This is a genomic window from Arthrobacter sp. NPDC056691 (genome assembly GCF_042791415.1).
Classification (GTDB): Bacteria; Actinomycetota; Actinomycetes; order Actinomycetales; family Micrococcaceae; genus Arthrobacter.
On the sequence record NZ_JBHTXX010000001.1, the window covers coordinates 253,057 to 277,223 of the forward strand.

Below are 24,167 nucleotides of genomic sequence, written 5' to 3' on the forward strand. Positions count from 1 at the left end.
ACTACCGGCACCGGCTCCGCGGTAGTTCAGAAACGGCGGAAGGGACAGCCCCCAATGCTGTCCCTTCCGGTTCCCCGATAGTTTATCCAACAAATTGATAAAACAGAAGGAAAATTGTGGTGCAACTTTGAGCGGATCTTGATCAGTTCCCGCGGCAAAACCGGGACGGCACTGCAACGATCGCGTAGGTCAGGTCGCCGACCACGTCAATCCGCACCGGATGGAGTGAGCCATCAAACCCCACCGCACGCTGCAGAAAACCGCCGGGGTGCTGATCGCCCTGGCGGCGGCAGGGACAGCCGCGCTGCTGTGGCTGGCCGTCACCGCCACCGTGCCGACGGCGGTAACCGCCCCGAGCCGCGGCATGCTGCTGGGGATCTGGGGCGTACTTTACGTCGCAGAGGCCCCGGCGCCGTGGCTGCTAACGACGGCGATCGCCGTCGCCTTCCTGCTTATTGCCGGAATCGCTCTGGCCGACCGGCACATTTCCCTCAAATCGCGGCGTTCGGCAAACCCGGCGCAGCCGCTGGCGCCCCGCATCGTGATGGCGAAAACCAGGGGCGTCTACGCCGGGCCGGTCACTCTCACGGTCCTCATCCCGGCGCACAACGAAGCCGCATCCCTGCCTTCGACGCTTGCATCGCTTCTCGCCCAGTCGCACCCGCCGCAGCGGGTCATCGTCGTGGCGGACAACTGCGCAGACGCCACTGCAGATGTTGCACGCGCGGCCGGCGTCGAGGTTCTGGAGACGGTGCGCAACAGCCAAAAGAAGGCCGGCGCCCTGAACCAGGCGCTGAACCGGTTGCTCCCCGGCCAGGGCGACAACGATCTGGTCATGGTGATGGACGCTGACACGCTGCTCGACGACGGGTTCCTGGCCTGCGCGATCGGACACTTCACGCGGGACAGGGCCCTCATGGCCGTGGGCGGGCTCTTCTACGGCGAGCAGGGGCACGGGCTGCTCGGACAGTTCCAGCGCAACGAGTACATCAGGTACGCGCGGGACATGCGTCGCCGGCGGGGCCGGGTTTTTGTGCTCACGGGAACGGCATCGGTGTTTCGGCCGGCCGCGCTGCGGGCCGTGGCGGAGAACCGCGGCAAGGTCCTGCCCGGCGTGGCCGGGGATGTCTACGACACCTGGGCGCTCACCGAGGACAACGAGCTGACCATCGCACTGAAGTCGCTCGGCGGGCTCATGGTCTCGCCGTCGGAATGCGCAGTGGTCACCGAGCTCATGCCAACGTGGCGCACCCTCTGGGCCCAGCGGCTGCGGTGGCAGCGCGGCGCCCTGGAAAACCTCGGTGCTTACGGCCTGACACCGCCGGCCGCCCGGTACTGGGCCCAGCAGTTCGGCCTTGGTTACGGCGTCATCGCCCTGAGTTCCTACCTGCTGCTGATTCTCCTGACGGTGCTCGCGCTCGACACCTGGATCTGGTTCCCCTTCTGGCTGGGGCTGGGCGTTCTTTTCTCCTTCGAGCGGATGGTCACCGTCTGGCGCGGAGGCTGGCCGGCGCGCCTCCTCGCCCTGACCGTCATCCCGGAACTGGTGTTCGACATGTTCCTCAATGTGGTCTACGTGAAGGGCATCATCGACATGTCCGCGGGCCGGGAGGCCAGCTGGAAGCACCTGGCAAAGGCAGGCGGAGCATGATCGCAGCAGCCGGGTTGGCAGTACCCGCGGGGGCGATTCTCCCCGAATCCCTGCTATTCACCGGCTGGTTCCGCGTCATGGCGGCCTTCGTGGCGGTGAATACGGTGATCTATGCCGCGCTGGCCGTGGCGAAGGTCCTGCCGAAGCTGCAGCCGCCGGACTGGAGGCGCGGCCACCGGTCCGAACCCCGCGGCATCCACCCGGAAGGGCACACGGAACCGCAGCCCGGCCGCGAGGAGCCCGGCCGCGAGGAGGTCGGGGCGGGCGCTAGAGAGCCTTGATCATCCTCGTGTTGCCGAGCGTGTTGGGCTTCACCCGCGCAAGGTCCAGGAACTCGGCAACGCCTTCATCGTGCGAGCGCAGCAGCTCGGAGTACACCTGCGGGTCCACCGCCGACTGGTCAGCCATCACCTCGAAGCCGTGCCGCTTGAAGAAGTCCACCTCGAAGGTCAGGCAGAACACCCGCGAGACGCCCAGCGCCCCGGCCTGCTTCAGGAGGCTCTCGACCAGGACGTGCCCCACGCCCTTGCCGCGCCACGCATCCGAGGCCGCCAGGGTGCGCACCTCCGCAAGGTCCTCCCACATGACATGCAGGGCGCCGCAGCCGATGACCTCGCCCGCGGCCGACTCGGCAATCAGGAATTCCTGCAGGCTCTCGTAATAGGCCACCGTCTCCTTGGCCATCAGTATTCGCTCTTCCGCCAGCGGCGCCACCAGTCTCTTGATGGCAGCCACATCGCTGGTCCGGGCGGGGCGAACAGTGAAGGAGTCAGTCACAGGCCCCATCTTACGGGGGGCGCCATCACCGCCTCCTATAGACCCAGATCCGCCGGCAGCGCGATGTCCTTGCCGAGGACGTTCCTGGCCAGGAAGTGTTCAACCACGCCGTACCAGACCTTGGCGTGCTGCGGCTGCAGGATCCAGTGGTTTTCGTCCGGGTAGAAGAGGAACCGGTGGCTGGTCTGCCCGTTCCCGTCGGAGGCGAGCTGGGACTTGGACAGCAGCTCATACCAGAGCCGCAGTCCTTCCCCGATGGGCACCCGGTAATCCTTGTCGCCATGGATGACCAGCATGGGCGTCCGGATCTTCTCCACGTGCAGGTGCGGGGAATTCTCCAGCGCCATTTCCGCCGTCATTTCCTTGAGCCAGTACTGCGACGCGTCGGTGGTGGGTCCAAACTGGTCCAGGGCCCACAGGCTGGCGTGGGTCACGATCGCCTTGAAGCGGTCCGTCTGGCCGGCCACCCAGTTGGCCATGTAGCCGCCGAAGGAGCCGCCCATCGCGGCGGTGCGGCTTTCGTCGATGTCCGGCCGCTGCACCACCGAATCAGTGATGGCCATGAGATCCGTGAACGGCGCCTTCCCCCAGCCACCCCAGCCGCGCTGGATGTAATCCTGACCGTAGCCCGTCGACAAAGCAGGATCCGGCAGCAGCACGGCGTAGCCCCGGGCCGTGAGCAGCCACGGGTTCCAGCGCCAGGTCCAGGCATTCCAGGATCCCAGCGGGCCCCCGTGGATCCACAGCAGCAGCGGCGCGGGGTTCTCGGCGGAAGCCCCGGCGGGCAGGGCCAGGTAGGCAGGGACGCGGGTGCCGTCGGCGGCCGTCGTCTCCACCCGCTCCAGTGCCCCTTCCGTCTGCGGCCGCTCCGCCGGGGACGGCAGCCGCGTCACGTCCCCGGTGCCGAGGTCGATCCGGACCGGCTCGGCGGGGAACTCGTACGAGCTCCGCAGCGCGTAAGCGTTGCGCCCGTCGGGTGAAACGACGACGTCGGTGTAGGCCGCCGCGTCCGGCGTCACCCGGGTGACGCTCCCCCGGGCGGCACCTGCCGCCGCGTTGACCCTGAAAACCGGCGACGCGCCGTCGTCGTCCGCCGTAACCAGGAAGGCGGAGCCGTCCGGGAGCCACGCCTCCGGGTGGGGCCAGCGGTCCCACCCGTGAGCCAAGGGCTGCAGGTCCTCCGGCCCGGCTTCCCCGGAAACGTCGAGGAGGTGGAGCCGGACCTGCGGTGCCTGCTGCGGGGTCGTGTCGCTTTCACTGACGACGGCGAGCGAGGCACCGTCGGGGCTGACCGGGCCGGGGAAGAAGTTGATGCCCTCCTCATCGAGGAGCACCCGGAGTGCCCCCGTGGCAACGTCAATGGCGGCGAGGACCGAGCGCAGGTCCGCCTTCGGCAGTGGCTTCACCAGGCTGGTGTAGAGGGTTTTGCCGTCCGGACTGATCACCGTGACGGCTTCCCGGAGGCGGGACCCTGCCTGCGGCGTGAGGTTGCGCAGGGTAAGGGGCGCGGTGCTGTCCACGGTGGCGGGCTTGCCGGGTTCCTGACCCGTCCCCGGCTCCACCGCGAAGAGCCGCGGCTGGGCAGGGCCGAGGTCCGCGTCCCAGTAGCGCACCGGGTATTCGGTGTGCAGGATGGCCGCCACCTTGTTGTCCTTGCGGCTCTTGCGTCGCCCGGCGTCATCCTCCTCGTCGCGGGAGCCGGCAAGAACGGAGGCGGTCACGAAGGCCGCGGTGGCGTCCCTGGCCGCCATGACCTTGTCCACGCCGCCGGCGCGCGACAGCACGACGCGGGCCTCGCCGCCATCAGCCGGGAGCACCCAGAGCGCACTGACGGGATCGCCGTCGGCCTCCTTGTCCGGATCCGGCCGGGCGGACGTGAAGTAGACATCGCCGTTGGCCGCAAACGCGGCGCCGGCTTCGCCCTTGGCACTGCGGGTGATCCTGCGGGCCTGCTTCTGGCCCGCCGGGTCCAGCTCCCACAGCGCCGTTCCGTAATCAGTGCCCTTGCTGTTGAGCGTGGCCACCGTGGTCACCAGCCGCCGGCCGTCGGGGCTGAGGGCCAGGCCACTGACGCGGGGGATCGCGAGGTAGTGGTCGAGGTCGTGGAAAGGGGTCGCCGGTTGCTCAGGCAGGATCGCTGCATCTTCAGTTGACATGTGCTGATTCAACACCCCCTGTGCCCTGGATCACAGGAGGGTTCACTATTAGTGAAACAGTACTTTCAGACCTCGCTGCCCCCATCCCCACACACGGTACAACCGGCCCTCCCCAGCACAACCGGCCGCGCGCGAGGCCGGTTAAGCGGGTCCGGGCCGGTCATGCGATCTGGAGGGCGCAACGCAGAGGCCCCGCCTGCTCCCTTTCGGGGGCTGGCGGGGCCTCTTGGCGCTGGAGTGCGGCTGGCGGCTAAGCGCCCGGGGCTAGGCGCTCGGGGCTAGGCGCTCGGGGCGATTTCCGGGATGCGCGGCTTGGCGTTGCCTGCGAAGGTGAACTTCGCGTCGTCGCCTTCGCCGTCCACATCCACCACCACGATGTCGCCGGGGTGCAGTTCGCCGAAGAGGATCTTCTCGGAGAGCTGGTCCTCGATCTCGCGCTGGATGGTGCGGCGCAGCGGCCGGGCACCCATGGCAGGATCGTAACCGCGGGTGGCCAGGAGGACCTTGGCGGTCTTGGTCAGCTCGATGCCCATGTCCTTGTCCTTGAGGCGCTTCTCCAGGCGCGTCACGAACATGTCCACGATCTCGATGATCTCGTCCTGCGTCAGCTGCGGGAACACCACGACGTCGTCAACACGGTTGAGGAACTCGGGGCGGAAGTGCTGCTTGAGCTCCTCCGTGACCCGGGCGCGCATCCGGTTGTAGCCGGTTTGGGTGTCCGTGCCGGACTGGAAGCCGGTGGCCACGCTCTTGGAGATGTCCCGGGTACCGAGGTTCGTGGTCATGATGATCACGGTGTTCTTGAAGTCCACCACGCGGCCCTGGGAGTCGGTCAGTCGGCCGTCTTCCAGGATCTGCAGCAGCGAGTTGAAGAGGTCCGCGTGGGCCTTTTCCACTTCGTCGAACAGGACCACGGAGAACGGACGGCGGCGGACCTTCTCGGTCAGCTGCCCGCCCTCTTCGTAGCCAACGTAGCCCGGAGGGGCACCGAAGAGGCGCGATACCGTGTGCTTCTCGGAGTACTCGGACATGTCCAGCGTGATGAGGGCGTCCTCTTCTCCGAACAGGAACTCCGCGAGGGCCTTGGCGAGCTCGGTCTTGCCGACGCCGGTGGGGCCGGCGAAGATGAACGAGCCACCCGGACGCTTCGGGTCCTTCAGGCCGGCACGCGTGCGGCGGATGGCCTGGGACAGTGCCTTGATGGCCTCGTCCTGGCCGACGACGCGCTTGTGCAGTTCGTCTTCCATCTTCAGCAGTCGGGAGGATTCTTCCTCGGTCAGCTTGAAGACCGGAATGCCCGTGGAGTTCGCGAGGACTTCGGCGATCAGGTCCTCGTCCACCTCGGAGATGTCGTCCATGCCGCCGGTCTTCCAGTGGCGTTCCTTCTCGGAGCGCTCGGTGATGAGCTTCTGCTCCTTGTCGCGCAGCGCGGCAGCACCTTCGAAGTCCTGCGCGTCAATCGCGGACTCCTTCTCCATTTTCAGCTCGGAGATGCGCTCGTCCATCTCCTTGAGCTCCGGCGGAGCGGTCATGCGGCGGATGCGGAGCCGGGCACCGGCTTCATCGATGAGGTCGATCGCCTTGTCCGGCAGGAACCGGTCCGAAATGTAGCGTTCGGAGAGGTTAGCGGCCGAGGCGAGGGCGCCGTCGGTGATGGTGACGCGGTGGTGCGCCTCGTAGCGGTCCCGCAGGCCCTTGAGGATCTCGATCGCGTGCGCAACCGACGGCTCCTTGACCTGGATGGGCTGGAAGCGGCGCTCGAGGGCGGCGTCCTTCTCGATGTGCTTGCGGTACTCGTCCAGCGTGGTGGCACCGATGGTCTGCAGCTCGCCGCGGGCCAGCATGGGCTTCAGGATCGAGGCCGCGTCGATGGCGCCTTCGGCGGCACCGGCGCCCACGAGGGTGTGGATCTCGTCGATGAAGAGGATGATGTCGCCGCGGGTGCGGATTTCCTTGAGGACCTTCTTCAGGCGCTCTTCGAAGTCACCGCGGTAGCGGGAGCCGGCCACGAGGGAGCCAAGGTCCAGCGTGTACAGCTGCTTGTCCTTGATGGTCTCCGGCACGTCGCCGCGCACGATCGCCTGGGCCAGGCCCTCGACGACGGCGGTCTTGCCGACGCCGGGCTCGCCGATCAGCACGGGGTTGTTCTTGGTGCGGCGGGAAAGGACCTGCATGACGCGTTCCATTTCCTGCTCGCGTCCGATCACAGGATCCAGCTTGTTCTCGCGGGCAGCCTGTGTCAGGTTGCGGCCGAACTGGTCCAGCACAACAGAGCCGGCGGGGGTACCCTCTGCCTGGCTCTGGCCGACGCCGGCGCCGGTGGCTTCCTTGCCCTGGTAGCCGGAGAGCAGCTGGATGACCTGCTGGCGGACCCGGTTGAGGTCGGCGCCGAGCTTCACCAGCACCTGCGCTGCCACACCTTCACCCTCGCGGATGAGTCCCAGCAGGATGTGCTCCGTGCCGATGTAGTTGTGGCCGAGCTGCAGGGCTTCGCGCAGCGAAAGCTCCAGCACCTTCTTTGCACGCGGCGTGAAGGGGATGTGGCCGGAGGGAGCCTGCTGGCCCTGGCCGATGATCTCCTGCACCTGCTCGCGGACGCCGTCGAGCGAAATGCTCAAGGACTCAAGAGCTTTGGCGGCAACGCCCTCACCCTCGTGGATCAGACCCAAGAGGATGTGTTCGGTACCAATGTAATTGTGGTTCAGCATGCGTGCCTCTTCTTGGGCAAGCACAACTACGCGACGGGCACGGTCCGTAAATCGCTCAAACATTTCGCCACACTCCTAGCTACGACGTACTTTGATGCTACGTGGGGGAACCCTGACTTGGGGAGCTTGTTCGCCACAGGGGAAACCGCGGGGCTTGCACAGGTCCGCGCAGCTGCCGTAGCAGCCTTCCCGGCGCAATGCGCGAGAAGGCTCTGAATAGCATCCGGCTGCCAGCCGACGGACAATTCCCGCGTCCCTTGACGGAGTGTCGGAAATCACCGGCGCATAATGCCCTATGGCCGGCGATTAGCTTGCACATCGTTGGCGCTAAAGCGGCGGTATTGGCGCGGGGCTCGTTTCCCCGCGGGAGGGCATTCTCCGATTCCGTTGGCCACCGGACCCGATTACTAGCGTGGCCGGCGGTTCCGAATAACGGCTGTTCCGTTTATGCGGACGGCATCGGCCGGTTAAAGCGCAGCGCCCCCGTCAGCCGGGGGCGCCACACATATGCTCAGAAGGTTTTGCGCCCTAACGGATTGTCAGGGCGCCGTCCTAGGAATTGGCCTTTTGGTAGGCTTCCTGGATTTCCGCCTGAATACGGCCGCGCGCGTTTACGGTGTAACCGTGATCCCGCGCCCACTGGCGTATCTGGGCAGAGTCCTGGCTGCGTCCACCCGGTGCCTTGGCACGGGTAGGGCGGCCGCCGGACGTTTTGCGGCCGGCTGAAACAAAGCGTTCCAGAGATGACCGCAGTTCTGAAGCATTGGCTGAGGACAGGTCAATTTCATAACCGACGCCATCCAGGCCGAAGCGAACGGTTTCGTCCGCAGATCCCCCATCCAGATCGTCCACCAGGACGATATTGACTTTCTGTGCCATCAAAAATCTCTCTTTTGGAAAGGACGTGTAATCAGAAAAGCAGGATGTTTCCACCTGAAGTATCTCCCCCAATAAGGCAACGCGTCAAAACGCGCAATGGTTCCTTGGGGATAACCGGGCGATATTAAAAGTCGCCTGCTATTTGTCTGATTTACTCGGCGGTTCGGAGGAATCGTCTCCGGCTGAGGCCTGGGCATCGGCTTCGGCCTGCGCGCGCGCTTCGGCCTGGCGTTCTGCCTTGTCCGCGTTAAAGATCGACTTCATGGCAAACCAAAAGAGCAGGCCAACTACCAGCGAGGGCAGCAGTACGGCGACGTAATCCATGATCAGTGGCCTTCGGGCTTGAGCAGTGGGAAGAGAATGGTTTCGCGGATGCCCGCGCCGGTAAAGAGCATGACCAGGCGGTCGATGCCCAGGCCGATGCCGCCCATGGGAGGTGCGCCGTACTCCAGCGCGCGGAGGAAGTCCTCGTCCAGCTGCATCGCCTCGACGTCGCCGGCTGCCGCGTGCCGGGACTGCTCAGTGAGCCGTTCGCGCTGGATGACCGGGTCAATGAGCTCGGAGAAGGCGGTGCCGCGCTCCATGCCGCCGATGATCAGGTCCCAGGCCTCGATCAGGCGGCCGTCCTCGCGGTGCGGGCGGGCCAGCGGCTGGGCGGACGGCGGGTAGTCATAGACAAACGTGGGGTTCAGCAGTGTGGGTTCCACGATTTCGCCGAAGAGTTCCACGGCCAGCTTCTCGGCGTCCCACTTGGGGTCGACCTTGACGTCGTGCTTCCCGGCCACGGCCCGCAGTTCCTCGAGCGTGGTGTCCGGGGTGATCTCCTGGCCCACTGCCTCGGAAAGTCCCGGGTAGACAGCAACCCAGGCCCAGTCGCCGTCGAGATTGATCTCCCCGGCTTCGGTCTGCAGCGTGCGTCCCGCCCCCACGGCGTCTGCGGCGTCCAGGATGATCTCCTTGATGCGCTCGGCCATGACGAACTGGTCCGCCCAGGCCTCGTAGCATTCAAGCGTGGTGAACTCGGGGCTGTGGGTCGAGTCCACGCCCTCGTTGCGGAACACGCGGCCCATGTCGTAAACGCGGTCGATACCGCCCACCACGGCGCGCTTGAGGTACAGCTCGGTGGCGATGCGCAGGGTCATCTTCTGGTCGAACGCGTTCATGTGCGTTTCGAACGGCCGGGCCAGGGCGCCGCCGTGGACCAGCTGGAGGATGGGCGTTTCCACCTCGACGTAGGTGTGGCGGAACAGTGTCTCCCGGATGGAGCGGGTGATGGCCGCGCGGGTGTAGACCATCTCGCGGGCCTCGTCGCGGACCATCAGGTCCACATAGCGCTGCCGGACGCGGGTTTCCTCGTTGAGTTCGGCGTGCAGCACCGGCAGCGGGCGAAGCGCCTTCGAGGCCATGGACCAGGACTCGGCCATGACGGAGAGTTCACCGCGGCGGGACGAGATGACTTCGCCCCGGATGAAAACGTGGTCGCCCAGGTCAACCAGGGCCTTCCAGTCGGCAAGCGCCTCCTCGCCCACGTTCGCCAGGCTGAGCATGGCCTGCAGCCGGGTGCCCTTGCCGTCGGCGCCGCCTTCCTGCAGCGTGGCGAAGCACAGCTTGCCGGTGTTCCGCACAAACACCACGCGGCCGGTGATGCCCACGACGTCCCCGGTGGTCTCGTCGGCCTGCAGGTGGGCGTACTTTTCGCGGATCTCGCCGAGCGAGTGCGTGCGCTCAACACCCACCGGGTACGCCTCCTGCCCGCGTTCGATCAGCTTGGCGCGCTTCTCCATGCGGATGCGCATCTGTTCGCTGGCGTCGAGCGGTTCTGGGGCATTCTTGGGGGCGGTGGTGTTTTGGGAAGTCACAGTCATCAAGTTTACCGGGACTTCACGCCTCGGAGTTCGGAACCCCCCACCTTGGAGTTTTTGTCCATATATTCGGACTTCCGGGGCCATTTGGCGCCATTATCTGGACAAAAACTCCGGAGGAGGTGGGGCATAGACTCGGGCTGTGGAGACCTGGACAGTGGAGACGGACGACGGCGGCGGCCGCCTTGAGGTGCACTCCTTCAGGCCCGCCGGACTCACCACCGCCAACCGTGGCCCGTCGGCCGCCGGCAACCCCGCCCACAACCCCGGCGGCAACTCCACCCACAGCACCTCCGCAAAAGGTGACCCGGCTCCGGTCACGGCGCCCGGCGTCGTCTTTATCCACGGAACGCTGGTGACCGACGCGCTGTACCGGCCGTTCGCCCGCAACCTGAGCCTCCTGCTGAGCCGGCCGGTGCACTGCTACAACCGCCGCGGCCGAGCCGGGTCCGCGCCGCAGCCGGACGACTATTCCGTCGCGACCGAGATCCGGGACCTGGCGGCCGTGATGAAGGCGACGGGGTCGGAGGACGTGGTGGCGCACAGCTTCGGCGGATTCGTGGCGCTCCAGGCGGCGCGCGAGATGCCGCTGCGCAGGCTCGTCACGTACGACGCCGCGGTGTCCCTTTCCGGCAACCTGAACCACCGCTGGCGGCCGGAACTGGAGCAGGCCGTAACCGAAGGGCAGCTCAACCACGCCTGGGCGCACCTGGTGCAGGGGCTGGCCACGGCCGGGCCGTTGTCCTATCTGCCTCTCGGTGCGCTGCGGATGCTGAGCATCATGTCGGCGCGGACCAACGTCGGTGCGGAAATGCGGGAACTGCTGCCGACGGCTGTGCAGGAGATGCGGGCGGTGCTCGACGCCGACGCGGAACTCGCGGATTTCACGGAACTGACCACCCCCACACTGATGCTCAGCGGAGGCTGGAGTCCGGGATACTTTGCCGACACCGGACGGCAACTGGCGTCGGCCGTGCCGGCGATCGATTTCGCGGTGGTTCCGGGCCAGCTTCACGAGGGGCCGATCCGGCCGGGCAAGCGCCTGGCCATCCGGATGGCGCGCTTCCTCAACGGCACCGACGGAACCGTCCGGCCACTGAGCACGAAGCGCCGGCGCCGGTAGCTGCCGGCTGTCAGCACGGGCCGGCCTCGGATAGGCTCGGAGCATGACTCGCGAGATCATCAGCACACCCGACGGCGGCAAGCTCGAGCTGTTCAGCACGGGCGAGGAACTGGCCTCGGCCGGCTCCGGCGTGGTTGTGGTCACGGCCTCCATGGTGACGGCGGCGGACTACACCCGCTTCGCGCAGAAGCTCAGCGCCTCCCTCGGCCGGCCGGTGCACACGTTCAACCGCCGTGGCCGCGGCGCGTCCTCCGAGCAGGCCGGGGACTACACCCTGGACGTCGACATCCGCGACCTCGATGCCGTCATGAAGCACACCGACAGCACCGACGTCTTCGGCCACAGCTTCGGCGGTGCCGTGGCCATCCACGCGGCGCGGACCCTCCCGGTGGAGCGGCTCGCCGTGTACGACCCCGCGGTCTCCGTCAACCACAGCGTCACGGCGGACTGGACCACTGAATACGAACGTGCGACGGCGGCCGGGGACGACGACCGCGCCCTCGCCGTCCTGCTCCGCGGGCTTGAGGCCCAGAGCGCCTTCTCCTCCCGCATGCCCCTGTCCATGATGACCCTCGCCAACAAGCTCACGGCGGGAACGTCGGTGGGCAAGCAGATGCGCGAGATGATGCGCACCGGCGTCCGGGAAATCAAGGCGATCATCGCCGCGGACATGCCGGCCGAACCGTTCCTGGCGCTGCCGCTTGAAACGCTCATCATCGTGGGCGAGAAGAGCCCGGCCTACTTCGGAGTGGCCTGCGGCCAGATCCACGACGTCCTCTCCGGCTCCAGCTACACCATCCTGCCGGGCTTCGGGCACGACGGCGCCAACCGCGCACCGGACAGGCTCATCACCGAGCTCAGCGACTTCTTCGCCGGCTAGCCCCGCCGTAACCACAGCGCGAACGAACGCTTGAGCCCCACTTTCCGGGGCTTAAGTGTTCGTTCGCGCTTGGTGGGCGGGGCTTAAGTGTTCGCTCGCGCTCAGTGGGCGGCGGGGGCGCCTTCGGCTCCTGCCGTCTTCCGCATCATGGTGGAGAGTACGACGGCGGCAACGGCAATGACGGTTGCCGTCAGGAATGCGGCGTTCATGCCCGCAACGAGGCCGGAGCCCGCGGAAACGAACGCGAAGATGGACACGAGCAGCGCCGTTCCCGCCGCGCCCGCCACCTGCTGCAGGGTGCTCATGATGGCCGACCCGTGCGAGTACAGGTGCGGCGGGAGCGGGTTGAGGCCGGTGGTGAACGCGGGCGTGAAGAGCAGCGCCAGCCCAAAGCTGAGTCCGACGTGCAGGGTGACGATCCACCAGACCGGAGTGCCGGCGTCGAGCATTGAAAACTGCCAGAGCGTCAGGACCATGAGCGACGAACCGGTGACCGTGAGCGGCAACGGCCCGATCTTGTCGAACAGCCGGCCGATCACCGGGCCGAGCAGGCCCATGGCGAGGCCGCCGGGCAGCAGGGCCAGGCCGGTCTCGAGGGACTGCAGGCCGCGGATTTCCTGCAGGTAGAGCGGAAGCAGGATCACGGCGCCGAACAGGGCCACCATGGACACCACCATCAGCGCCACCGAGACCGTGAACATCCGGAAGTTGAAGGCCCGCAGGTCAAGCAGCGGGGCCTCGGACTTCTGCAGCCGGAGCTGCCGGAACGTGAACGCGGCAAGGCCGGCGACGCCAAGAACCAGCGCCACCAAGGCCAGCGTGCCGGGGCCGCCGCTGGTGCCGGAACCGCCGCCGATCTGGCTGAGGCCGTAGACCAGGCCGCCGAAGGCGGGGACGGTCAGCACCACGGAGAGGAAGTCGAGCCTGGACTTCCCGGTCTCGCCGACGTTCGTCAGGAACCTGGCACCGATGGCCAGCGCCGCCAGCGCGATGGGCAGGACGAAGATGAACATGAAGCGCCAGGAGAAGTGCTGCAGGATGAACCCGGAGACGGTGGGCCCCATGGCCGGCGCAACGGAGATGGCGATGCTGACGTTGCCCATCACGGCGCCGCGGCGGGCCAGCGGCACGAGCGTGAGGATAGTGGTCATCAGCAGCGGAAGCATGATGGCGGTGCCGCCGGCCTGGATGATCCGTGCTAGCAGGAGGACTTCAAAGCCGGGCGACGCGGCGGCAAGCGCCGTACCGGCGGCGAACAGGCCCATGGCCAGGAGGAAGACGGACCGCGTCGACAGCCGCTGGAGGATGAACCCGGTGGTCGGAATCACCACGGCCATGGTCAGCATGAACCCGGTGGAGAGCCACTGGACGGTGGGGGCATCCACGCGCAGGTCCACCATGAGCCGCTGCAGGGCGACGTTCATGATGGTTTCATTCAGGATCACCACGAACGTGGCCACCAGCAGCGTGACAATGACCGTCACGGACTCGCGGGACATCCTGTCCGACGCCGGTGCTGCGGCCGGGGAGGTCGGCGCACCGGCCGTTGTTACAACCGGAGCGGCAGGCTCCTGGGCAGGTTCGCCAGACGAATCGGACGTGACTTTGGTAGACATGGCGGGGCCCCCGGGGAGTTGGACGTGGTGGCTGGCGGTCAGCGCCGCTGCAGACTCCAACAGTGTAGTGGCCCTGCCCATTCCCAGCACACTGCCCAGTCCCCGCACAGGGGGTTACTTAGGAACTGAGCGGCACGTTGTCGATCAGCCGCACGGCGCCCACCTTCGCGGCAACCAGTGCCAACCCTTCACCGCGGAAGGGAGTCTCTTGGCAGTTCTCGGCGAGTGGCTCCAGCGTTACGGGATCCACGACGTCGAGATAATCGAGCTGGACCAGGGGCTGGGACTCGATCAGGGCCCTGGCCGAGCCGACATCAAGGGGCTCGTTGGCGTTCGCCCGCTCCTCGATGAGGTGCAGCGCGCGGGACAGGACCAGCGCGGCCTCCCGCTCCTCGTCGGAGAGGAAGCGGTTCCGGCTGGACAGCGCCAGCCCGTCGGTGGCGCGGGCGGTTGGCACGGCAACGATCTCCACGGGGAAGTTCAGGTCTGCCACCATCTGGCGGACCAGGGCCAGCTGCTGGGCGTCCTTCTGCCCGAAGTAGGCCCGGTATGCCGGCAGCCCGCCGCCGGATCCGGCAACGAAGGCGCTGCCGCCGGGAAGGCCGGTGCCGGGGATGCCCAGGTGCAGCAGCTTGGCCACCACGGTAAGCGCGCCGTCGAAGTGCCCGGGCCGGGACGCGCCCTCCCATTTCTCCCCCAGCGGACCGGACGTGACCCTGACCAGCGGCTGCCCGCCCGGGTACATCTCCTCGACCGAGGGTGCGAAGACCAGGTCCACGCCCTGTTCCTCGAGCAGCGCCATGTCCGCCTCGAGGGTCCGCGGGTAGCGGTCCAGGTCCTGCGCCTCGCCGAACTGCAGCGGGTTCACGAAGATGGAGGCCACCACGACGTCGTTCTGTTCGACGGCGGCCCGCGCCAGCCGCCCGTGGCCCGCATGCAGGGCGCCCATGGTGGGCACGAGGCCCAGGGACGAACCGTTCTTCTGTGTCAGCAGCAGCCGGCTTTGTGCACGAAGGGAGTCCGCCGTCGTTACGAGTCGGATTGCCATGTCAGTGTCCTCCCTTGGCCCTGCGGCCGGTTTTCTCAGCGGCCGTCATCGGTGCCATCCTCGTCCGGGCCGTCGTCGTCGGTGACCCCGTCACCCGTGCCCGCAAGCGCGATACGAATAGTGTCCGCCTGATCCGGCTTCAGCAGGCCGCGCCCTTCAGCGCGCCTCGCCGTGGCCCGTGCCATGGCGAGGTACGCCTCGAGGATGTCGCCGCCGGTTCCGGCGTCGTGCTCCCGCAGCGCCCGGGCGTGCGCCTCCACGGTTCCGGCGTCCCCGCGCGCCACCGGGCCTGTCAGGGCCGACTCACCGGAGGCCAGTGCGTTCTCCAGGGTGGCCCGCAGCAGCGGCCCGAGCATGCGGTCCGGCGCCTCAACGCCCACCTCGGCCAGCAGCTGCGAAGCCTGCGCCACAAGCGTGACCAGGTGGTTCGAACCGTGCGCAAGGGCCGCGTGGTAGATGATGCGGTCGCCCTCGGCGATCACCACCGGTTCAGCCCCCATTTCGACGACGAGCGCCTGCGCGATGGGAAGCATGGCAGCGTCCGCAGTAACCCCGAACGTGCAGTCCAGCAGGCGGGTCAGGTCCAGGCTCATCCCGGTGAAGGTCATGGCCGGGTGCAGCGCGAGCGGGACAGCACCGGCCGCCCGGACCGGATGCAGCACACCGACGCCGAATCGGCCCGACGTGTGCGCCACGAGCTGGCCGGGCTGCCACGCGCCGAGCTTGGCGAGCCCCTCCACGAGCCCGCCGAGGGCATCGTCCGGGACGGCCAGGAGCACCAGTTCCGAGCGCTCCACGATGTCCTGGATCTCCAGGACGGGAACGCCGGGCAGCAGGGTCTCGGCCCGTTCCCGGCTCGCGTCGGAGACGGCGGAAACCCCGACGACGGCGTGCTCGGCCGCGCGGAGCGCCGCACCGAGGACAGCGCCCACTTTGCCGGCTCCGATGATTCCGACGCCGAGGCGTCCTGGCTTAGCCACGTTGCTGGCCTTCCTGTTGGGGTGCTGGGGCAGTCGCGCGGGGCAGGGTTTCGACGGGCTCAGCCGGTTTGGCCAGCGCAGCCGGCGGGGCCTGCTCGGCGAGCCCGGCCCGGGCCACCTGGGCCAGCCACTGTTCGCTCGTCTGCCGCCGGCGGGCGGCGCGGGCGCGGGCTCCCTGGGCGTCGAAGAGCGCCTGCGCCTCCCGGATGTCCGCCTGGATCACCCGCGGCGCCACCGGTCCCGCGGTGGTGTGCAGCACGAGGTCCGCCAGCCCGAACCGGCGCGCGAGGGGCCCCTGCTGCAGCGCAATCGACTGCGTCCGCTGGTGCGGCACCACCACGAGCTGCCGCCACCAGCGGCCCGAGCGCATGAGCAAAGCCGTGTCCGTGGACGCGAAAGCGTTGCGCCGCCAGCCCAGCGGAGCCAGGAGCCGTGCGCGGCGCGGCGTGGTGACGAATCCGGCGTCGGAATCCAGCCCGTTCACACCGTGGTAGAAAACGCGCAGCGGATCGGCAGTCCCCGGGTCCGGCAGCACGAGGGCCAGCATGTTCAGGACGTCGTCCCACTTCCCCACCGGCAGCAGCGTGGTGCGCGAACCGGCCTCGCCGTTGTTGGCCCCGGCGGCCCCGTAGCCGGCGGCGTTGACCTGCATCCGGTACCAGCCGAAGAGGCGCCACAGCGGCGGCTGCGCCACCTTCAGCGCCTGGATCCGGCCCGGCGGAAGTGTCTGCGCCTGCGTGTCGAGCAGCCCGTAGCGGAGCCGGATGCCGTCCGGGGAGATGGCCGCGGTGAAGTTGTAGCCTTTGGTGAACGAGTTCCAGTACGCGGCGATGAGGCCAAGCGCCGCGGGAATCAGGTACAGGAAAAAGGCCCTATTCTCGGTGAGCGCTGACAGCATCACCGATGCCGCTGCACCCAGGACCACAAAAACGCTCTGCTCGCTGAGCAGGAGCGAACCGACCAGGCGCGACGGCGGGACCTGCAGCACCTGCTGCTCGGGCGCCTCGGGGGCGGCTGCGTCGGGGTGTTCGGGATCCAGCCGGACGCCCGATGCGCGGGCGAGGATGGTGGCGCGAAGCTGGCGCGCGTCGCCGATGCGCAGGTAGGCCAGCCGGACGGCGGACTCGCCGGCGTCGGCGACCTCGAACTTGAGCTCCGCGAGGCCGAAGATCCTGGCGAGCAGCGGCTGGACGATGTCGATGGCCTGGACGCGGTCCAGCCGCGCCTGCCGCTGCTGCTTGAACAGGAAGCCTGTGTTGACCCGGACGTAGCCCTCCGCCACCTGGTAGCGGGTGAAGTACCAGGACAGGATGAAGCCGAGCACCGACAACACCAGCATCAATGCCCCGGCGCCCAGGAGCCACGGGGCGCGGCCGGCGATGCGGTCATCTATCAGCGGCTGGCCCTGCAGCATCCGTTCAAAGCTGTCACGCCCGAAGAAGTAGCCGATGGCGGCAAGCGCTACCCAGCCCCGCACGAAAGGTGTTGCCGGATGCACGCGCAGCCACTCGCCGTCGGGCTTTCCGGAAGCGAGGCCGCCGGCGCTCACAGTCCGGCCAGCCTGGCTTCGCCGCGCGCCGAAAGCTGTTCCCTGAGCCGGGCGCCTTCCTCGGCGGGAAGGCCGGGAATGCCTGCGTTGGTTCCGGCGGAGGCCGTGTGCAGCTTCAGGGTGCACAACCCGAGCCCGCGTTCCACCGGTCCGGCGCTGATGTCCACGTACTGCATGCGGCCGTACGGCACCACCATGACACGCTGGAAGAAGATGCCGCCGCGGATGAGGAGGTCGTCGTCGCGCTCGGCGTAGCCGATGGCACGCACCTGCCGCGGGATCAGGACCAGGCGCCACAGCGCCAGCAGCAGCATGAAGGCCGGAACCCCGATGGCCAGCCACAGCGGCGGCCACCGCCACCAGCCGAGCCGGACGAACACCAGCGGCAGGCTCAGCACGGCCACCATGACCAGGTTGCCGAGGGCCCACTCGACGAGCCGGACCGTGACGTACTTAGGGGACACGCGCAGCCAGGTGATCCCGGGGGGATCAATCGCCGCGGTAGGCATACTCGCCTTCCCCCTTGGCCTTGCCCCTGCCGTGGCCCGGAAGGCCTTCGCCGGCATCCGTCTCGCCGTCCTCCGGCGGGATCTTGCAGAAGCGTTCGACGACGAGCCCCACCACGATCATGACCAGCCCGCCGCCGGCCATGCCGAGGGCGAGCCAGGTGACGTCCAGCCCGCTGCGGATGCTCCAGAACCGCAACTGGTCCAGGAAGATCCCGGCGTGCCAGCCCAGCAGCATCGCGCCGGTGTAGGCACAGGCCTGGGCAAGGACCAGCGTCCACGCCGCCAGGATGGGGTTCAGCATTTTCTTCTTCTTGCCGTTCCGCCAGCGGAGCACGCGGATGCCCAGCACCAGGGTCAGTGCAACAATCACGCCCATGGTGACCAGTGCCGTGGCCGGCAGCACCGGCGTGGCCATGCCGTAGCGGACGGTCAGGACGGCAGCGGACCAGCCGGCGATGGCCAGGGCAATGCCCACGACTGCGAGCAGCAGCGGGCTCATGGGCTTCACGGCTGTTCCACCGCCCCGCCGTCGGGCACGCCGTCGAAGTCCCCGAAACCGTCGAACGGCTGCAGGTCCGGGAAGTCAGCGGCCCTGGCTGCCAGCTCCCCCACCGGCTGCCCGTTCAGGGTGGCCGAGGGGTCCATCTGGGCCCAGGGGAAGAGCACGAACGCCCGCACTGCGGCGAACGGGTGGGGCAGGGTTAGCACCGGATCGTCGCTCTTGAGGTCGCCGTAGATGACGACGTCGACGTCGAGCGTGCGCGGCCCCCAGTGGACCTCACGCACACGGTGGTGTTTGTTTTCCACCGACTGGCAGTGCCTGAGAAGGTCAAGCGGCCCCAGCGAGGTTTCGACCGAAATCACCATGTTGAGGAAGTCCGGCTGCCCGGCGGGGCCGCCGACGGCCTTGGTCTGCACTATCGGTGAGACGGCCAGGAGCCGTACCTCGGGGCGGTCCACAAGGTCCGCCACGGCCTCGGACAGTGTCTCGTTCCGCGCCCCGAGGTTGCTGCCCAGCGCCAGCACAGCGCGCGTGTAGCCGGTCTTGGCGGGTGCCGGATTCTCATGCACCGGCTTTTCATGCAGTGCAGGTGCCGGATTCATGTCCGCTCCCGGTAGACGCTGACGGCGACGTCGCCGAAGGGAACCTCGATGGGCGCCTTCGGCTTGTGCACCGTGATTTCCACGGCCTGGACCTTGAATTCCCTGAGCAGGCCCTCGGCCATCCGCACCGCCAGAGCCTCGATCAGGTTCAGCGGCTCGCCGGTGATCCATTCGGTAATCCGGCCGGCAACCTCACCGTAGTGGGCGGTGTCGCGGACGTCGTCCGACTCCGCCGCCTGGCTGAAATCCAGGTGCAGGACGGCGTCCACCACAAACGGCTGGCCTTCACGGCGCTCAAAATCGAACACCCCGTGGTAGCCGGTGGCGGTGACACCGGTCAGCGAGATCCTGTCCATGGCTGTTCTGCTAGGCCTTCCTGGTCAGCGGCCGTGGTCCGGGGCCGCCATGCGGGCGGCCACCTTGACGGCGTCAAGGCTGGGTCCGACGTCGTGCACGCGCACGGCCCAGGCGCCGCGGGCGGCGCTGATGGCGGTGATGGCGGCCGTGGCGGCGTCGCGCTCCTCCGGGAGCGCCGCCTTGCCGGCGACCGTCAGGAGCGTGCCGAGGAAGCGCTTGCGGGACGCGCCCACCAGCACCTTGTGGCCCATCGCGTCGAGCCGGTCGAGGTTCCGCAGCAGTTCCCAGTTCTGCACGTCCGTCTTCGAGAACCCGATGCCCGGATCCACGATGATCTGCTCCGGCAGGACGCCGGCCGCATACAGTTTGTCGCGGACGCCGTTCAGTTCGGAGACGACGTCGTCCGCGACGTCGTCGTACTCCGTCAGGGCGGTCATGGTCTTGGCGTCGCCGCGGCGGTGGGTCAGGACGTAGGGCACCTTGGTCTTCGCCACGAGCTCGGCCATGCCGGGTTCGATGCTGAGGCCGGAAATGTCGTTGATGATCGCCGCGCCTGCATTCAGTGCGGCCTCGGCGGTGGAGACGTGGGTGGTGTCGATGCTGACCAGGGCGCCCGCCTTCACGAGGGCTTCGATGACCGGCACCACCCGGCGCTGCTCCTCCTCGGGGCTGACTTCCTCGGCGCCGGGGCGGGTGGATTCACCGCCGACGTCGATGATGTCGGCTCCCGCGTAGAACATCCGGAGGCCGGCGGCGATGGCGGTGTCCGCCGTCGCGTGCTTGCCGCCGTCGCTGAATGAATCGGGGGTGACGTTGAGGATGCCCATGACGAGCGTGCGGTCTGTGGGCAGGGCTTCGAACTTGGCTGCCGGCCGCGGTTTGCGCAGGATGGGCAGGGGTGATGTTGCGGGGCCGGTTCCAGGTGCTGCAGCTAGGGAATCCATAGTCTGTTTTTTACCTTCCGAGTATGAGGCTCATGGCTTCGGCACGGGTGGCCGGGTCATGAAGTTGCCCGCGAACCGCGCTTGTGACGGTTTTGGCTCCGGGCTTGCGGATGCCGCGCATGGACATGCACATGTGTTCGCATTCCACCACCACGATGGCTCCGCGCGGCTTGAGGAATGTGACCAGCGCTTCAACGATCTGGGTGGTGAGGCGCTCCTGCACCTGCGGGCGGCGGGCGTAAATGTCCACCAGGCGTGCCAGTTTGCTCAGGCCCGTCACCCTGCCGTCGTGGGAGGGGATGTACCCCACATGCGCGACGCCGTGGAACGGCACCAGGTGATGCTCGCAGGTGGAGTAGAACGGGATGTCCTTCACCAGCACCAGTTCCTCGTGGTCGAGGTCGAAAGTGGTGCCGAGCACGCTGCCCGGATCCTGGTGCAGGCCGGCGAACACCTCGGCATAAGCCTTGGCCACGCGCTTGGGCGTGTCCTGCAGCCCGCCGCGTTCCGGGTCCTCGCCTATCGCCAGCAGGATTTCCCGCACGGCCGCTTCAATCCGGGGCCTATCCACCTTGTGGTGGTGGCCTGATCCGTCCACCGCCGAAGGGTCGGCGGTGGCGGTGAGGTCGTCGTCGTCGAAGTGAGTCACACCAAAGAGCTTAGCCGTGGTGGCCGTCTGGTCCCGCTTCCGTTACTCCGCCCTGAAAGGAGGCGTCCTCCGGAACACCCTGGGGGTGCGGCGGAATCGCGTCCAGCGGTTCCTCGAGGCGGGCCTCCTTGGCTTCTTCCTGGGCTTCACGTTCGGCACGCTCCTGCCGCGACTCCACCGGGCCGGCCATCTGGACGGGCCGGGTCTCCTTGGACAGCCAGATCTCGCGGAAATCCCGCTTGCGGATGTCGCTGAAGATGTCGGCGATTTCGGCCTGGTTCAGCGTTTCCCGTTCCAGGAGTTCGAGGGCAAGCCGGTCCAGGACGTCCCGGTTTTCGGTGAGGATGGCGTAGGCCTCGTCGTGGGCCTGGTCGATCAGGCGGCGGACCTCCTCATCCACGATGTAGGCGATCTGGTCGGAGTAGTTCCGCTCGTGGCTGGCGTCGCGGCCGAGGAACGGCTCGCCGCCGCCCTGGCCCAGGCGGACAGCACCAACACGTTCGCTCATGCCGTACTGGGTGACCATCTGGCGGGCGGTGGAGGTGGCCTTTTCGATGTCGTTCGAGGCGCCGGTGGACGGATCGTGGAAGACGATCTCCTCGGCCACGCGGCCGCCCATGGCGTAGGCCATCTGGTCCAGCAGTTCGTTGCGGGTGACGGAGTACTTGTCGTTTTCCGGGACCACCATGGTGTAGCCGAGGGCGCGGCCGCGGGGCAGGATGGTGATCTTGGTGACCGGTGCGGAGTTCCGCAGCGCCGCGGCGACGAGGGCGTGTCCGCCTTCGTGGTACGCGGTGATCTTGCGCTCGTGCTCCTTCATGACGCGGCTGCGCTTCTGCGGGCCGGCCATGACGCGGTCGATCGCTTCGTCCAGTGCGCGGTCGTCGATCAGGTTGGCGTTGGACCGTGCGGTCAGCAGCGCAGCCTCGTTGAGCACGTTGGCCAGGTCTGCACCCGTGTAGCCGGGGGTCTTCTTGGCCACGGCCTTGAGGTCAACGCCCTGAGCGATCGGCTTGCCCTTGGCGTGGACCTGGAGGATCTGGTCGCGCCCGACGAGGTCCGGCGCTTCCACGGAGACCTGCCGGTCGAAGCGGCCGGGGCGGAGCAGCGCCGGGTCCAGGACGTCGGGCCGGTTGGTGGCGGCGATCAGGATGACGTTGGTCTTGACGTCGAAGCCGTCCATTTCGACGAGCAGCTGGTTGAGGGTCTGCTCGCGTTCGTCGTTCCCGCCGCCGATGCCGGCACCGCGGTGACGGCCGACGGCGTCGATTTCATCCACGAAAATGATGGCCGGCGCGTTGGACTTGGCCTGCTCGAACAGGTCGCGGACGCGGGAGGCACCAACACCGACGAACATTTCAACGAAGTCCGAGCCCGAGATGGAGAAGAAGGGGACGCCTGCCTCGCCCGCGACAGCGCGGGCCAACAGGGTCTTGCCGGTGCCCGGAGGGCCGTACAGCAGCACGCCCTTGGGGATCTTGGCGCCCACGGCCTGGAACTTGGCAGGCTCCGCAAGGAATTCCTTGATTTCCTGAAGCTCCTCGACGGCCTCGTCAGCACCGGCGACGTCCGCGAAGGTCACCTGGGGCATGTCCTTGCTGACCATCTTGGCCTTGGACTTGCCGAACTGCATCACCTTGGAGCCGCCGCCCTGCATGCGGGACAGCAGGAACCAGAACAGGACACCCAGCAGCAGCACCGGCACGAGCAGCGAGAAGAGTCCCGAGAGCCAGTTGCTCTCCACCGGCTGGTCCGTGTACCCCTTGGAGGGGTTGGCAGCAGTCACGGCCTTGACGACGTCCGGGCCGCGGTCATTGACGAAGAAGAACTGGACGTTCTTGCCCTTGTCCTGGCCGTCGATGACGAGGTTGTCTTTCAGCACCAGGTCGACGCGGTTTTCGCCGTCGAAGATCTTGGCCTGTTCCACCTTGCCGCTCTGGGCAAGGAGCTCGAGGCCCGGCTGCGTGTCGATGCGCGTCGAGCCGCCCGGAGCCAACGTTGCAAAGGCCAGCAGGAGCATGCCGACCACAACAATGATCCAAATGCCCGGGCCCTTGAAGAAACTCTTAGCTTTCATCTGTTCGGGGGCTGGCCCCGTCCCTCCTGGTAGTGCTGCACGGCGCGAGGACTGCGCGCGTGTGGTGCTGCGTCGCTTCTAGCTATACACCGTCAGGAGTAATTCACGCACGGTGTAATACAAAAGTTCCCTCAGGGCGTAGTGGCTGGTCGGGCGGCTTTCGGCACTGTCCCGCGCCCCCCTTAGGCTGGCGCCGGCGTTTCTGCACCTCTTTGCGGGCTGCCCGGAAACAGCACCCGCGGGATTGCCGGGCAGCGCCGCGCGCCGCGCCGCGAAAGTGGTGCAGAAACGCCCGGGCTGCGTTGTCCGCACAGGCCTTTATCCACATACGACGGGGTCCCTCTGCCGGGATGCATTACCGCGGGGCCACGCTGGACGGCATGCAGCCCCCGGAATTTCTCGCCAGGCACGGTGGCGTGGCCAGGCTGGCCCACCTCCGCCGGGCAGGCTTCAGCCGAAGCGAGGTTGGCCGCGCGGTGGACTCAGGGCTGATACTGAATGGCCGGCATGGGGTCTACCGTCTGCCGCAGGCGAACGATGACTTCGTCCGGGCCTACGAAGCCAACGCCGCCGTCACCTGCGTCTCGGCTGCGGGCCACTATGCGCTCTGGACCCTGCAGGCTCCCAGCCAGCCGCACCTTGCCGCCTGCCACCGCCGGCTGCCCCGCAGCATCCGGTCCCACAGGTTCAGCGGAAACATCTCGACCCTGCAGCCGCCCGTGCTCCCCCTGAAGGATGTCCTGCTCCATGCACTTCAGTGCCTGCCCGAACTTGAGGCCCTGGTGATGGTGGAATGCGCCTACAGCCGCGGTGAGATTGACCTCGATTTCCTTCGCAGGCTTCTTCCCGGGGCGCGGAACGGGCGAGCGCGTGCAGTGCTCCACCTCGTGGAATGCGGATCTGATTCCCTGCTGGAAACGGTGGCCCGGGTCCTGTTCCGGCGGCACGGCTTCGATGTGCGCACCCAGGTCTATCTGAAGGGAATCGGCTACGTGGATTTCCTGCTCAACGGATGCCTGATTGTGGAAATCGATGGCGTGGGCTTCCACCTGAACAAGCCCCAGTTCAAGAAGGACATTCGCCGGAACAACGTTGGGGCGGCCAGCGGCTACAGAGTGCTGCGCTACCTGTATGAGGATGTGGTGCACAGGCCGGAAGAGATGCTGGCGCAGATCCAGCAGGCCCTGGCCACGCCCCCGCGGCAGCCCTGCTAGTCGGCATTTCTGCACCACTTCAGCTCGGGTTAAGCAGCACGCGCCGCCGTCCAGCCCGTGTTGTCAGGGTTCGACGGCGGCGCG

General features: G+C 67.5%; 22 protein-coding genes. 5 read left to right on the plus strand and 17 right to left on the minus strand.

The genetic code is table 11. The features are described 5' to 3' along the window. Positions 1 to 268: 268 nt before the first annotated feature. Both ACFRAU_RS01220 and ACFRAU_RS01225 read left to right on the plus strand, forming a co-directional pair. A complete protein-coding gene (locus ACFRAU_RS01220; protein WP_377996576.1) occupies positions 269 to 1,651 on the plus strand; it encodes a glycosyltransferase in 1,383 nt (460 codons plus the stop codon). Further along, positions 1,648 to 1,932 carry a hypothetical protein gene (locus ACFRAU_RS01225; RefSeq protein WP_377998463.1) on the plus strand — a complete coding sequence of 95 codons (285 nt, stop codon included), beginning with the start codon at positions 1,648 to 1,650 and terminating at the stop codon, positions 1,930 to 1,932. Before ACFRAU_RS01220 ends, ACFRAU_RS01225 begins: the two co-directional genes overlap by 4 nt. On the opposite strand, the gene ACFRAU_RS01230 is transcribed toward ACFRAU_RS01225, so the two are convergent. The 6 genes from ACFRAU_RS01230 to lysS all read right to left on the minus strand — a co-directional run bounded on the left by ACFRAU_RS01230 (position 1,919) and on the right by lysS (position 10,036). Beyond that, on the minus strand, positions 1,919 to 2,428 hold the full coding sequence (locus ACFRAU_RS01230) for an amino-acid N-acetyltransferase (protein ID WP_377996580.1): 510 nt from the start codon (positions 2,426 to 2,428) through the stop codon (positions 1,919 to 1,921). The two genes, ACFRAU_RS01225 and ACFRAU_RS01230, sit on opposite strands and share 14 nt — an antisense overlap. A 35-nt stretch (positions 2,429 to 2,463) precedes the next feature. After that, entirely contained in the window at positions 2,464 to 4,584 is a 2,121-nt protein-coding gene (locus ACFRAU_RS01235; RefSeq protein ID WP_377998464.1) for a S9 family peptidase, read from the minus strand. A 278-nt stretch (positions 4,585 to 4,862) separates the two neighbouring features. Beyond that, positions 4,863 to 7,355 carry an ATP-dependent Clp protease ATP-binding subunit gene (locus tag ACFRAU_RS01240; protein WP_377996584.1) on the minus strand — a complete coding sequence of 831 codons (2,493 nt, stop codon included), beginning with the start codon at positions 7,353 to 7,355 and terminating at the stop codon, positions 4,863 to 4,865. A gap of 489 nt (positions 7,356 to 7,844) precedes the next feature. Then, entirely contained in the window at positions 7,845 to 8,171 is a 327-nt protein-coding gene (locus ACFRAU_RS01245; RefSeq protein ID WP_307099115.1) for an Lsr2 family protein, read from the minus strand. Positions 8,172 to 8,309: 138 nt separating this feature from the next. Next, complete coding sequence (locus tag ACFRAU_RS01250) at positions 8,310 to 8,495, minus strand: hypothetical protein (protein ID WP_377996586.1); 186 nt, start codon at positions 8,493 to 8,495, stop codon at positions 8,310 to 8,312. A 2-nt stretch (positions 8,496 to 8,497) separates the two neighbouring features. Beyond that, complete coding sequence (gene lysS, locus ACFRAU_RS01255) at positions 8,498 to 10,036, minus strand: lysine--tRNA ligase (protein ID WP_377998465.1); 1,539 nt, start codon at positions 10,034 to 10,036, stop codon at positions 8,498 to 8,500. Between the two features lie 139 nt (positions 10,037 to 10,175). On the opposite strand from lysS, the gene ACFRAU_RS01260 reads away from it, so the two are divergent. After that, entirely contained in the window at positions 10,176 to 11,156 is a 981-nt protein-coding gene (locus ACFRAU_RS01260; RefSeq protein WP_377998466.1) for an alpha/beta fold hydrolase, read from the plus strand. Between the two features lie 43 nt (positions 11,157 to 11,199). Further along, positions 11,200 to 12,036, plus strand: coding sequence for an alpha/beta fold hydrolase (locus ACFRAU_RS01265; protein WP_377998467.1), 837 nt, complete (start codon positions 11,200 to 11,202; stop codon positions 12,034 to 12,036). Positions 12,037 to 12,137: 101 nt separating this feature from the next. On the opposite strand, the gene ACFRAU_RS01270 is transcribed toward ACFRAU_RS01265, so the two are convergent. The 11 genes from ACFRAU_RS01270 to ftsH form a co-directional block, all read right to left on the minus strand. Beyond that, on the minus strand, positions 12,138 to 13,652 hold the full coding sequence (locus ACFRAU_RS01270) for a DHA2 family efflux MFS transporter permease subunit (protein WP_377998468.1): 1,515 nt from the start codon (positions 13,650 to 13,652) through the stop codon (positions 12,138 to 12,140). 118 nt (positions 13,653 to 13,770) lie between these two features. After that, the gene (locus tag ACFRAU_RS01275) at positions 13,771 to 14,700 is read right to left on the minus strand and encodes a 4-phosphopantoate--beta-alanine ligase (RefSeq protein ID WP_377996593.1); all 930 of its coding nucleotides are present in this window, start codon (positions 14,698 to 14,700) and stop codon (positions 13,771 to 13,773) included. 35 nt (positions 14,701 to 14,735) lie between these two features. Further along, positions 14,736 to 15,680: a Rossmann-like and DUF2520 domain-containing protein gene (locus ACFRAU_RS01280; RefSeq protein WP_377998469.1), complete on the minus strand. Its 945-nt coding sequence runs from the start codon at positions 15,678 to 15,680 to the stop codon at positions 14,736 to 14,738. Beyond that, on the minus strand, positions 15,673 to 17,229 hold the full coding sequence (locus ACFRAU_RS01285; protein WP_377998470.1) for a PH domain-containing protein: 1,557 nt from the start codon (positions 17,227 to 17,229) through the stop codon (positions 15,673 to 15,675). Before ACFRAU_RS01285 ends, ACFRAU_RS01280 begins: the two co-directional genes overlap by 8 nt. Next, a complete protein-coding gene (locus ACFRAU_RS01290; protein ID WP_306920422.1) occupies positions 17,226 to 17,738 on the minus strand; it encodes a PH domain-containing protein in 513 nt (170 codons plus the stop codon). The genes ACFRAU_RS01285 and ACFRAU_RS01290 overlap by 4 nt, the downstream gene beginning before the upstream one ends. Continuing rightward, on the minus strand, positions 17,719 to 18,246 hold the full coding sequence (locus tag ACFRAU_RS01295; protein ID WP_377996596.1) for a DUF3180 domain-containing protein: 528 nt from the start codon (positions 18,244 to 18,246) through the stop codon (positions 17,719 to 17,721). The genes ACFRAU_RS01290 and ACFRAU_RS01295 overlap by 20 nt, the downstream gene beginning before the upstream one ends. Continuing rightward, complete coding sequence (gene folK / locus ACFRAU_RS01300) at positions 18,243 to 18,842, minus strand: 2-amino-4-hydroxy-6-hydroxymethyldihydropteridine diphosphokinase (protein ID WP_377998471.1); 600 nt, start codon at positions 18,840 to 18,842, stop codon at positions 18,243 to 18,245. Before folK ends, ACFRAU_RS01295 begins: the two co-directional genes overlap by 4 nt. After that, entirely contained in the window at positions 18,839 to 19,198 is a 360-nt protein-coding gene (gene folB / locus ACFRAU_RS01305; RefSeq protein ID WP_377996598.1) for a dihydroneopterin aldolase, read from the minus strand. Before folB ends, folK begins: the two co-directional genes overlap by 4 nt. Before the next feature lie 24 nt (positions 19,199 to 19,222). Beyond that, positions 19,223 to 20,143 carry a dihydropteroate synthase gene (gene folP / locus ACFRAU_RS01310; protein ID WP_377998472.1) on the minus strand — a complete coding sequence of 307 codons (921 nt, stop codon included), beginning with the start codon at positions 20,141 to 20,143 and terminating at the stop codon, positions 19,223 to 19,225. A 10-nt stretch (positions 20,144 to 20,153) separates the two neighbouring features. Further along, positions 20,154 to 20,792 carry a GTP cyclohydrolase I FolE gene (gene folE / locus ACFRAU_RS01315; RefSeq protein ID WP_377996600.1) on the minus strand — a complete coding sequence of 213 codons (639 nt, stop codon included), beginning with the start codon at positions 20,790 to 20,792 and terminating at the stop codon, positions 20,154 to 20,156. Positions 20,793 to 20,802: 10 nt separating this feature from the next. After that, the gene (gene ftsH / locus ACFRAU_RS01320) at positions 20,803 to 22,869 is read right to left on the minus strand and encodes an ATP-dependent zinc metalloprotease FtsH (RefSeq protein WP_377996601.1); all 2,067 of its coding nucleotides are present in this window, start codon (positions 22,867 to 22,869) and stop codon (positions 20,803 to 20,805) included. Between the two features lie 380 nt (positions 22,870 to 23,249). Between ftsH and ACFRAU_RS01325 the strand changes: the two genes are divergently transcribed. Then, on the plus strand, positions 23,250 to 24,083 hold the full coding sequence (locus ACFRAU_RS01325) for a DUF559 domain-containing protein (RefSeq protein ID WP_377998473.1): 834 nt from the start codon (positions 23,250 to 23,252) through the stop codon (positions 24,081 to 24,083). The last annotated feature ends 84 nt before the right edge of the window (positions 24,084 to 24,167 follow it).